Raw genomic sequence first — 11,833 nt, forward strand, 5'->3', positions numbered from 1 at the left:
GCCAGACCGTCCAGGTAAGAATAGAAGATTTGGCGATACTGTTTAGGGGATTTCGAATGGGTCAAAATAACCACCTCCGAAATCCTTCGGATTATGGATTAGTTCCGAGCTTCGGTCTGTCAAGTGCCATATTCGGATAATTTATAAACTTTTGGAGCAACTCCACTGCTTGTGTTAAAAATCAAAAAAACGAGGAGCGAATTCCGCATGGAAGACACTCCTTAACTTAACGACATTGTCAAAAATTCAAGAGTAAAATGAAACCCAGCGAATACTGCAAGCAAGAACTTCGAATCAAATACCAGAAAGGATATGAATACAACTATGATTATTGGTATTCAAGACCTGAAGATCTGGTTCGAGCAATTAAAGAATATGAAAGGATGACAAAAAAGCAGAAGGACGAATTCACTCTTGCTGATTTACTGAAATCATAGCCTGCCAGTCCAACTGATTGAAAATGCCGGCAGTATTCATGGTTTTGATGCTCTGTTCTGGACACGCCTTTTCAAAGCATCAATGAAAAAGAGAATTTCTGCCCTGATCGAAGGATTTTCCATTGATTTTCAGCCAGTCATTTTCGGTAAAAGATAGAAGAAAAAGACAAAAAAACAATCAAGAAAAAGAATAAATCCAAGAACAAAAAGAAAAGCGATCGAGTTTACAATAAGCTCTGATCGCTTTTCTTGATGCAGGTTTTGAATTGGTATTGTATTATTGTTTATACAGAAGATGAACAACTTTATTCTTGTTTATCTTCGATTTGTGTCATTCAGAAAAAAGCCAAACGCCGCTCCTGCAATTCCACCTAAAATATGAGCCATCTGTGAAACATTATCCTGCAGAGTAAGACCATTAACGATTTCCTGTCCCAAATAAAGAATGACAACAAGAATCATCGTGATGGGTATTTCGCCTTTTCCAAAAGAAGTCATGGAGCAAAGGATCACAAAGGCAAAGACAATTCCGCTGCATCCAATCAGACCATAAGTGCCTACTGCCATATTGGCAATAGCGGTAATCAATGCAGTGGCCACCATGATGATGATCGTATTTTTTGAACCATATTTTTCTTCTACGACAGGACCCGTCAGAAGCAAAAGCATCATATTATTGACGAAATGTGAAACAGAACTGTGTCCTAGAACATAAGTAAACATCGTCACATACGTATGGACTGAATTCAGAGGCCCTCTTGCGGTCACAAACCATCGTTGAACCATTGAATAGCCAAAGATTTCAGAAAAGATGAGTACGCCTGTGCAGATCAGAGCAAAAGTCAGGATGACTGGAGCATTGTATTTTAATCTCAGTTTCATAATCTCTCCATATTGTTTATCGGTTGTTTGTTATCAGTTGTTTTTCTATCGCTTCAATCCGGTCTTTTTGTTCATTATATGTCTTCTATATCCAGAAGACTTCCTGAAAGGAATTTTGTAACTTTGATTCTGGATTCATAGACCATGGATTCAGTACGAATGTGTAATTCTGAACTTCCCGATTCTCTTTTCGCATTATTCTTCATTTTCCTGATCAGAATCTGCTTTTATCATCTGATAGCCCACCCCAAAACTTGTTTCAATGTATTGATGATGAAGCTTCTTGCGAAGGCTTGTCATATATACCCGAAGGCTGGAAAGATCACTGTCCCAGGAACTTCCCCAGACTTCTTTGGTGATGTATGTTCTGGTCAGCAGCTTTCCGCTGTTTTTTGCCAGCAGACTCAGAATCCGATATTCAATCGGAGTCAGATGCAGCTTTTCATCCTTTAAATACACGCTTTGCTCATCGAAATGAATTCGTAAATCCCCATTTTTAAAAACAGGGCTGATTTGCGGAGCCTGAGTGTATTCAATCCTTCGGCAGATTACTCTTAAGCGGGCTGAAAGTTCATCCACCGAAAACGGCTTGGATAAATAATCATCCGCGCCCGCATCCAGAGCCACGATCTTATCAGAATCTTCATTTCTTGCGGACAGCACCAGAATGGGCGTTCTTGAAAATTCACGGATCTTTTTAATCACATCGACTCCATCCATATCAGGCAGTCCTAAATCAAGAAGAACAATCTGAGGCTGATGGCTTAAGAACAGACTTAAAGCTTCCTTCGCGTTAGCCGCTCGAATATAAGGATAATCACTCAGTTCAAGCATCGTTTTCAAAAGACTGGCCATCTGGCTGTCGTCATCCACAATCAATACAAGAGGTTTCATTCATTTCTCCCATTCCTGAAGGCAGGCAAATCGTAAAACAGGCTCCAGGATGATTATCAGAATATTCAATATTTCCCTGGTGCGCTTCAACAATACTCTTAACCAGAGAAAGACCTAAGCCCATTCGACGCTGACTGTCTGAAATTTTATTATGCGCGAGCCTGAAAGCCTCAAAGAGATGCTCTTTTTGTTCCTCTGAAATCCCCGGACCTTCATCTTTTACCTGGATTTGAATCATTTGATCGTTTTGATCCTGATGACAGATGACAGAGATTGGAACTCCTGGTGTAGTATGAAAGATTGCATTGTTGATCAGATTGATCAGCATCTGAACAATCAGTTTGCCATCGAGATTTGCATAACAGTAATCATCGACTTCAACAGAAATTGGATGTTCGCCTTTCTGCTTTGCGGCATGCTTCAGTGCTTCTTCAACCGCTTCCTGTAAATCGATCACTTCCTTATTAAGATGCAGATTCTTATCTTCCATCCGGGTTAAGGATAAAAGATTTTCGACCGTATCCTTTAGCCAGACAGAATCGTCAAGGATCGCTTTTTCAAGTTTTCTCTGGGTCTCTTTTGAACATTCTGAATGAAGAAGCATATCCGCGCTTGCGCTGATGGTGGTTAATGGAGTTCTGAGATCGTGAGATATGGACCGTAAAAGGGCTGCTTTGAGCTTTTCCTGCTCTGCTTCCACAGTTTTCTTTTCCTTTTCCCTGGCAATGGCATGGTTTTCCAAAGCAAGCGCGCATTGTCCAAGCATCGATAGCAGAAATGTATTCTGGTCAGCACTTAATGGATCCTGATCGAGTAATATTCCAATGACTCCATATACTTTCTCTTTGTGTCGAATCGCCAAATACAGACCGGATGAGGCTGAAAGCGTATCGGTAAAAGCGCCAGCCCGTTTATTATTGGTTAATACCCAGGATGCCACTGCCTGCTCTTTTCCCTTTAGAAAAGCATCCGGTGATGAAGAATAGACCGGTTTTCCAAGTTTACCGTCTTCATTGGGATAGATGACCGTCTTTCGTCCTAAAAAAGCCGATATATTCTTGGCGATCATCAAATAAATGTCTTCATCACGATCAATTTCCTGCAGACTCACAGAGGCTTCATAAAGCAATGTATTCAGCGCCGCGGCTCTGGCCGAAGCATGAGCCTGATTTTTTTGCGAGATTGAAATTCTGGCTGCCATGATTGAGCTGGCTAAAACGATAAAGAAGATCAGTAAATATTCCTTATCATAAAGTCCCATCGTAAAAGCCGGATGAGCAAAGGCAAAGCCAAACATCAAAAGACCAATTCCGGAAGATAAAACAGCCTGCACCATATTTTTGCAGAGTAAAACAGCAGCCATGATCGCAAAGATAAACACGCTCAGGATGGATGTCTCAGAAAAGCCTCGAATATGCATAAATAAAGCAATAAAGAAGGCTGCCAGAAGGATAAATGCCTGAAGCGACATTCCTTTGATGGATCTGATCATTCGATCCAGTTTTCTTCGCTGATGATTTTCCTGTCTTACAATCTGCCGGTCTGGAATAATAAAAATTTCAGTCTGAGGCGCCGATTCAGCCAGCCGGTCAGTCAGTGGAAGATGAAAGGAAAAGGCGCTTTGTTTTCCCTGCCTTCCAAGGACAATTTTACTCACCCTTCCAAGTCTTGCGAATTCACCGATTTCACGGGCGATGTCTTCTCCATAAACCGATTCAATGGATGCGCCCAGGCGATTCGCCAGACGCATATTCTCTTCAAGCCTTCTCTTGTCTGCATCATCCATTTCCTGATAATCGGGAGTCTGTATATGCAGCGCAGTAAACTTAGCCTGAAACGCTTTAGCCATTCTGGCAGCCGATCGAATGATTCTTGCATTGGATGGTGATGAGGAAAGGCAGACCAGCACATGTTCAAAAGCGCCGATTGCCGGATCATTGTTTCTGGCTCGATCCGCCGCTCTACGTAATGCGATCTGGCGCAATGCCTTCATATTATCGATCGTAAAGAAATTCTGGCTGGCTAGCCGGATCTGATCCGGACGATAAATTTTCCCTTCACGCAATCGTTCCAGCAGGTCTTCTGGTTCGATATCAACAAATTCAACCTGTTCAGCAAGATCAAACACATCATCCGGGATTCTTTCTGCCACCTGAATACCGGTAATGGATGCAACCAGATCATTCAGGCTTTCAAGATGCTGAACATTGAGGGTGGTATAGACATCGATTCCATTCATTAACAATTCTTTGACTGACTGATATCGTTTGACATGCCGGCATTCTGCAGCATTGGTATGGGCCAGTTCATCCACTAAAGCCAGCTGAGGTTTTCTTGCGATGACAGCGTCGGTATCAAGTTCCGATAATTCAAGATTCCCCTGTTCCAGAATTTTTGGAGCTATGACTTCCAATCCCCTGGCTTTATCGAGCGTCTGCTTTCGCTCATGGGGCTCAAGATAACCAATCACCGTATCGATTCCTCTGTCTTTTGCCATCTGTCCAGCTTCAAGCATCGCATAGGTTTTTCCAGTTCCCGCGGCATAACCAAAAAAGATCTTCAGCCGCCCTTTCGATGATGAAGGCATGGAGTCATTTTCAAAGTTACTTTTTGTTTTCCGGTTTATTTCGCTCTGGTTCTGTATTTCATTTATATCCTTTATTCCTGAATCTTTCATTTTGATTTTGTCTGTTGTTGTATTGCCTGTTGTATTGGATATTGGCTTTTTTTCAGAATTCATAGGCACAGTCTACCTTTTCATTTCAAATTTGGATTCTTTTTCGCTTTCAAAGCACAAAAGAAGATGGAGTTTTCCACCTTCTTTGTTTCGCTTATTCCTAAATCATTGTTATCATCGTTTTTTATTTTATCTATTTTCACATCTGTTTTTTTGGATGACTGAATTGGCTATCCGATACGGGCTGATTGTCCTTCGGGCATTGACTTTGGCGTTTAAGGCTGCCTTCATCTTTTGAAAATGAACTTATTGAAGTTCATCCAGCTTCAGATTCACATTGGTTACATGAACCAGAGGCTCAGAAGAATCAGAAAGCCAGTCCTTACTGGACTCGGATTCGATAATTGAAGCAACGACATCTTCAGAAATTCCTCTTTCTTTGGCAATCCGGGAAACCTGATACATAGCCGCTGAATAGGAAATATGCGGATCCATACCAGAAGCCGAATAGGTATACAGCTCTTCAGGAACCGCGCCGTCTGCATCAGGATTTTTCATCTGTATTTCTTCTTTCAGACTTTGCTTTTGTTCCATGTATTGCAGATCATCAATGGCATGATCAGCCGGCGTAGCCATCCAGAGCCATTTTCCATCCTTCAGAATGGCTTCTCCGCTTTGTTTGCGGCCCCATAAATAGCCATCATCCTGATAGCTCTGTCCTGCAAGTGTGCTCATCTTTCCATATTCAGTTTCCTTAAAAGATCCAGAATCCTGATGATCAAAGAAAAGATGCGAAATCCCATAAATCAAGGCAGGATATAGAATTCCAAAAACCATGACAGTTCCGATAAAAATCAAAGCCGCCTTTCCAAATTGGTTTTTTAACAGTTTCATCGTTCATTTTCTCCTAAAAACAACCGGTCATCACTAAAAGCATGTCAATGAGTTTGATAAAGACAAATGGAGCAATAATACCACCTAAGCCATATACAAGAAGATTTCTTGAAAGCAGACTGCTCGCCGGCAGTTCACGGTATTTAACACCCTTTAGTGCCAGTGGAATCAAAGCCACAATAATTAACGCGTTATAGATGACAGCCGACAAAATCGCCGTTTCACTTGAATGCAGATGCATGATATTCAGCGCCTGCAGCCCTGGATAAAGCGAAGTAAACATCGCTGGAATGATCGCAAAGTATTTTGCGGCATCATTGGCAATGGAAAAAGTGGTCAATGCTCCCCTTGTCATCAGGAGCTGTTTGCCAATTTTTACAATTTCGAGAAGCTTGGTCGGCGAAGAATCCAGATCAACCATGTTGCCGGCTTCCTTTGCAGCCTGAGTTCCGGTATTCATCGCTACAGCCACATCAGCCTGCGCAAGAGCTGGAGCATCATTGGTCCCATCTCCGGTCATAGCCACCAGATGCCCTTTTTTCTGATACTCCTTGATCATTTCAAGTTTGCCTTCCGGGGTGGCTTCTGCTAAAAAGTCATCGACTCCAGCTTCAGCAGCAATGGCTGCCGCTGTTAAGGGATTATCTCCAGTGATCATGATGGTTTTAATGCCCATCTTGCGCATATCTTCAAATTTTTCCCTGACACCGCTTTTGATGATGTCCTTTAGATGAATAACGCCAAGCACCCGCTGATCTTCAATCACAACGAGCGGAGTGCCACCGCTCTGGGCAATCTGTCTTGAGATCTCAGTACACTCCTGCGGCCAGACTCCATTTTCCCTTTCAATAAAAGTTCGAACTGAATCGGCTGCCCCTTTGCGTACAGCCTTTCCTTTTGTGATTACACCACTCATTCTTGTCAGGGCCGAAAAAGGAATAAACTCCATATCCGGTTCGGCAGCAAGCTCAATCTCATATTTTTCTTTTGCAAGTTTGAGCACACTTCTTCCTTCAGGCGTTTCGTCGGCCAGAGAAGAAAGAACACTGGCCTTTACCAGATCCGCTGGTTCGACCTGTCCAACAGGTATGAATTCAGCCGCCTGACGGTTTCCTAAAGTGATCGTTCCTGTTTTATCCAGAAGAAGAACATCAACATCACCAGAAGCTTCGATGGCTCTTCCGGACATGGCCAGAACATTGGCCTGATTTAAGCGGCTCATTCCGGCAATCCCGATGGCTGAAAGCAAGGCACCAATGGTGGTTGGAGCCAGACAGACCAACAGGGCGATCAGTGTACATAGAGTGGCCGGATTTTTAATTCCTATTCTTTCACTGGCATACATCGAATAAAAATACAAAGAGACCGTAACCAGGATGAAGATGATGCTTAATGCGACAAGAAAAATCTGAAGCGCAATCTCATTTGGTGTTTTTTTGCGGGAAGCCCCTTCGACCATCGCGATCATTCGATCCAGAAAACCATCTCCGGCTGTTGCAGTGATCACAACGACAATCTGGTCAGAAAGAACTCTTGTTCCTCCGGTGACTGCGCAGCGATCGCCTCCAGCTTCGCGAATGACTGGAGCGGATTCTCCGGTAATCGCACTTTCATCCACCGAAGCCGCCCCAAAGACGACATCCCCATCTGCAGGAATCAGTTCTCCAGCCTTTACAATGACCAGATCTCCTTTTTTCAGATCCGATGAGCTGATCGTTTCAATTACATCCATCGTTTCAATGGATGCAATTTTACTCGCTTCGATTTCCTTTTTCGCACTGCGCAGTGTATCCGCCTGGGCTTTTCCTCTTCCTTCAGCAATCGCTTCTGCAAAATTGGAAAACAGACAGGTCAGCCACAGGATCACCGCAATCGTAAAGGTATAGCCACGGCTTTGAGGATCAAAACCCGCAAAGCTTAAAACCCAGAGAACGCTGACTGCAATCGCCGAAAGATATACCAGAAACATGACTGGATTTTCGAGCTGCACTTTCGGATTCATTTTCAGAAATGAATCCTTAAAAGCCCGTTTTAAAATTGAATTATTCATATACTCAAGCTCTTATCTTCCTATTCCTTAAATTTTCATTTCTAACCAAAGAATTCTGCAATCGGTCCTAATGACAAAGCCGGAAAATAACTCAGCGCACCGACAAGCAAAATCACAAGAACAAGCAAAAAAACAAACATGGGGGTATCGCTTTTCAGGGATCCAGTACTCTGGGCTGAAATCTTTTTACTGCCAAGACTTGAGCCCATCGCTAAGGCACCTGCAATCGGAATAAATCGGGCCAGCAGCATCATGATTCCTCCAGCGACAAGAAGCAGTGTCTGTGAACTTTCAAATCCAGCCATTGCACTGCCATTATTTGATCCCATCGAGGTATAGGCATATAGAATCTGTGAAAAACCATGAGCACCCATATTCAATCCTTCTGGCGCATAGATGCAGCCTAAGGCTGAACCAATCAAGATACAGACTGGAGAGACCAGACATAAAATGACAGCCCATTTCATTTCAAATGGTTCTATTTTCTTCCCCATAAATTCAGGAGTTCTTCCAACCATTAGCCCAGCGATAAATACGCTCAGGATCACAAAAGCCAGAAGACCATATAATCCTGAACCGACTCCGCCAAAGATAACTTCTCCAACCTGCATGAAGACCATGCATACCAGCGATGCGATTGAACTCATCGAATTCATCGCCATATTGGATGAACCGCTCGAAGCGGCTGTAGTCGAAGCTGACCATAAAGCGCTTGGCATCAGTCCGATTCGAACTTCTTTTCCTTCAAGAGACGCAGCCGCCATCTCAGACTGAAGAATAAAGATCAAAGCCAGCCCAAACAAAATCGCCATACTTGCAAAGAAGGCCAGGCCCTGTTTTTTGTTTTTAACCATTGCTCCAAAGGAAAAGCATAAAGACATGGGAATCAATAAGATCAGACCGGTTTCAATGGCATTGCTTAATCCAGTTGGATTTTCAAATGGACTAGCCGAATTGGATGAACTTAAACCTCCGCCATTGGTTCCAGATTGCTTAATCGATTCAATCGAAGCCATCATTCCCATAGGAACAACCTGCTCTTTGATGATTCTGGCTTCTTTCATCTCTTTTCCATCCACAAAAACCTGATCTTCGATCACCTGCGCGTTTTCAATCGGTAATCCTTTTTCATCAACCGCAATCGGTTCAATCAAAGCCGATGTTTCATAGCTTTGCATCTGCATGGGCACGCCCTGTCCAGCCAGAATAATCGATCCAACCAGATTGACTGGAAGCAGGATAAACAGCAATGATCCGATGAGATCCTGCCATAAGTTGCCAAGAGAACTTTTCTGTTTTGCGATCAGCCCACGGATCAGTGCAAACAGAACACAGATTCCAATTGCAGCCGAAATAAAGTTCTGAACTCCAAATCCCAGGATCTGAACGATCCAGTTGCCTTCCAGCATTGGATTAAATGACTGCCAGTTGGTATTTGTGATATAGGAGACTGCCGTATTAAAAGCCATGGGCAGATCCATGCGGCTAGCGATAAGCATTCCAAACAAAACCACAAACGAAAGAATGGACAAAGCAGCAATTCCTGCCAGATATTTTTTCCATCCCATTTCTCCGGCCGAAATTTTCAGCCGATCGAGAATCCAGTCTTCGACTTTATTAATCCAGGGGATATCCCTGTTCATGACTTTCTTGCACCAGATTCCAAGCGGAATTGAACAAAGAAAGGTCAGTAAAAGAATCATGATGATTGCGTTCATATCTTTTTCCTCCGTTGCTTTTACCTTCTCTGTTTTACTTAAAATCTTGCTAATTCGGTGTTAAAGAATGAATCCAAATTGTTAAAAAATCGCTAAAATGAAAAACGAGCTTCAGTCTTTGCTCAAGCAATGACTGAAACCCGCTTCTTCTCTTTTTTTTGCAAACTTCTTTTGCGTATAGGTATTTCATATCAGATTTTGCTTGTCACAGATTTCATTTCATCCTTACTCCCTATCCAATCAATCCATATCAACCAAAAAAAGACCCGGATCTTCCGAGTCTTTCCTATGCTTGATTGTCACCAAAAATCAGTCTTCCAAAGCTTTGACAAACTGTCTGCCGTACTCTTTGCATTTTTCTCTGCCGTCATGATCTGGATTCCATAAAATGCCTAATGGTTCAGCAACCGTCTTAAATCCAGCTTCATTCAGTTTTTCATCCAGCTGCTTTGGCGCGTTTCCGCTCCAGCCATAGCTGCCAAATGCCGCAGCTTTTTTCTTCTTGAATCGAAGTCCTTTCATCATTTCAAGAAGTCCTGCCACTGCATGTGAATAACCATAATTAATGGTTGGTGATCCCAGTAATATGGCTTTTGAACTGAATATTTCAGTCAATACATCATTCTTGTCTTCTTTAGCTACATTCATCAGCTTCACTCTGACAGATGAATCAGCTTCTTCGATTCCTTCAGCGATGGCTTCAGCCATCTGTCTTGTTGAGTTCCACATTGTATCGTACAAAATAGTGATCTGATTTTCTTGGTAGTCATCTGCCCACTTCGAATACTGTCTGACAATTTCTTCCGGATTCTTTCGCCATATCACTCCATGACTCGGACAGATCATCTCCAGAGGCAAATTCATTCCTAAAATCTCATTAATCTTATGAGTAACCTGAGTGCTGTATAAGTTCAGAATGTTTGCATAGTATTTCTTTGCTTCATACTCTACTTCAGCCGGATCCGCTGTGTCGTTGAACAAGGATTCAGTGGCATAGTGCTGACCAAAACCATCATTAGAGAAAAGGATATTATCCCCTGACATATAGGTAAACATAGTATCCGGCCAATGAAGCATTGGGGCCTCAACAAATGTCAATGTCGAATTCTCTAAAGGAAGAGTATCGCCTGTTTTGACGTTAATAAAATTCCAGTCCTGATGATAAAGGCCTCGAAGAATCTGTTCACCTTTCTTTGTACAATAAATTGGTACATCCGGAATCTCAGCCATCAATGCCGGTAATGAACCGCTGTGATCGTTCTCGTTATGATTCATAACGATCGCATCTATATCTTTTAAGTCGATTTCTTCTTTTAATCGGGATACAAATTCTTTGTCATATGGTCCCCATACCGTATCAATCAGAATGTTCTTACCATCTCGAACAAGGTAGGAGTTATAACTTGATCCCTTATGAGTCGAGTATTCATCTCCATGAAAACGAGTAAGTTCCCAATCTGTTTTACCCATCCAGGTCACTTTATCGGTGATTTTCTTTCCCATAATTATGTATTTACGTCCTTTCGTTCATGTATTATTTTCAAAAAAAGTATAAATACCTTTCATGGTCACTTTAGCAAAAACTTATTTGATAGGCAGGCCCAAAGCCTATAGCATTATCTAATGGCTTATTACAGATATCTCAGAAATTATTCTTTAAAGAACTTTTTATGTGGTAAGAATTTTTTTCAAAAAAAGATTTGCATTTCGGTATGAATCAGTTATACTGAATAAGCACTTGCAAATGCAAGTCATAAAACAATTGCGGACGTGGTGAAATGGCAGACACGCTGTCTTCAGGCGGCAGTGGGGCGACCCGTGTGCGTTCGAATCGCATCGTCCGCACCATTTCGAAAGCAAAGGGGCTGTTAAATTTCGACTGATTTTTCATCAGCGAGATTTACAGCCCCTTTTTCTATGCTTTTTATCTGATTCAATCCTGTTTTATGATGTGTTTTTCCACTCAAGTCAATTTTTGAACGCACTGAAAAGAGCCAAAACTCAAAAAGACTGTTTATAATCTTTTTCAGATTTCGCTTTTCTGCTCCTTTAATTTTCCATAACGTTCGAGTTCTGGACAACTCATCCGATTTCTGTTGTTTAATTTTCTGATATTGTGTCCCATGGCCACAATAAGCACCTCAAATTTTACGTTTTCCAGTCCCCGGCGTCTCAATCGGCTGTATCTGTAGTTTTCTTTAAGATCTCCGAAGGTTCCTTCCGCCTGAATGCTCCGGCTGACCATAATCTCATGTCCTGCATCTGAAGACATGTTCTCCCG

9 protein-coding genes and 1 tRNA gene are annotated in these 11,833 nt (G+C 42.3%); 2 read left to right on the top strand and 8 right to left on the bottom strand.

The features are described from left to right. The first annotated feature begins 257 nt into the window (after nucleotides 1–257). Nucleotides 258–437, top strand: a complete 180-nt coding sequence (locus BO222_RS09205) for a hypothetical protein (protein ID WP_075820404.1) — start codon at nucleotides 258–260, stop codon at nucleotides 435–437. Between the two features lie 315 nt (nucleotides 438–752). Here BO222_RS09205 and BO222_RS09210 read toward each other — a convergent pair whose 3' ends face one another. From BO222_RS09210 to BO222_RS09240, 7 genes are all read right to left on the bottom strand, one after another. Then, nucleotides 753–1,319, bottom strand: a complete 567-nt coding sequence (locus BO222_RS09210; protein WP_075820406.1) for a rhomboid family intramembrane serine protease — start codon at nucleotides 1,317–1,319, stop codon at nucleotides 753–755. A gap of 195 nt (nucleotides 1,320–1,514) precedes the next feature. Continuing rightward, nucleotides 1,515–2,213: a response regulator transcription factor gene (locus BO222_RS09215; protein WP_075820408.1), complete on the bottom strand. Its 699-nt coding sequence runs from the start codon at nucleotides 2,211–2,213 to the stop codon at nucleotides 1,515–1,517. Further along, the gene (locus BO222_RS09220) at nucleotides 2,185–4,953 is read right to left on the bottom strand and encodes a sensor histidine kinase (protein ID WP_083647776.1); all 2,769 of its coding nucleotides are present in this window, start codon (nucleotides 4,951–4,953) and stop codon (nucleotides 2,185–2,187) included. The genes BO222_RS09215 and BO222_RS09220 overlap by 29 nt, the downstream gene beginning before the upstream one ends. A gap of 243 nt (nucleotides 4,954–5,196) precedes the next feature. Further along, a complete protein-coding gene (locus tag BO222_RS09225) occupies nucleotides 5,197–5,784 on the bottom strand; it encodes a potassium-transporting ATPase subunit C (RefSeq protein WP_075820410.1) in 588 nt (195 codons plus the stop codon). Between the two features lie 13 nt (nucleotides 5,785–5,797). Then, nucleotides 5,798–7,834 carry a potassium-transporting ATPase subunit KdpB gene (kdpB, locus tag BO222_RS09230; RefSeq protein ID WP_075820413.1) on the bottom strand — a complete coding sequence of 679 codons (2,037 nt, stop codon included), beginning with the start codon at nucleotides 7,832–7,834 and terminating at the stop codon, nucleotides 5,798–5,800. A 41-nt stretch (nucleotides 7,835–7,875) separates the two neighbouring features. After that, on the bottom strand, nucleotides 7,876–9,552 hold the full coding sequence (locus BO222_RS09235) for a potassium-transporting ATPase subunit KdpA (protein ID WP_075820415.1): 1,677 nt from the start codon (nucleotides 9,550–9,552) through the stop codon (nucleotides 7,876–7,878). A gap of 309 nt (nucleotides 9,553–9,861) precedes the next feature. Next, nucleotides 9,862–11,055 (bottom strand): anaerobic nitric oxide reductase flavorubredoxin, encoded by a 1,194-nt coding sequence (locus BO222_RS09240; protein WP_075820417.1) that lies wholly within the window; start codon nucleotides 11,053–11,055, stop codon nucleotides 9,862–9,864. 261 nt (nucleotides 11,056–11,316) lie between these two features. On the opposite strand from BO222_RS09240, the gene BO222_RS09245 reads away from it, so the two are divergent. Next, nucleotides 11,317–11,400: transfer RNA gene (locus tag BO222_RS09245), tRNA-Leu, on the top strand. A gap of 178 nt (nucleotides 11,401–11,578) precedes the next feature. On the opposite strand, the gene BO222_RS09250 is transcribed toward BO222_RS09245, so the two are convergent. Further along, on the bottom strand, nucleotides 11,579–11,833 hold a 255-nt coding region (locus tag BO222_RS09250), incomplete at its 5' end, for a transposase (RefSeq protein WP_075817320.1).

Origin of the sequence: Ileibacterium valens (assembly GCF_001945525.1) — a bacterium.
GTDB lineage: Bacteria > Bacillota_I > Bacilli_A > Erysipelotrichales > Erysipelotrichaceae > Ileibacterium > Ileibacterium valens.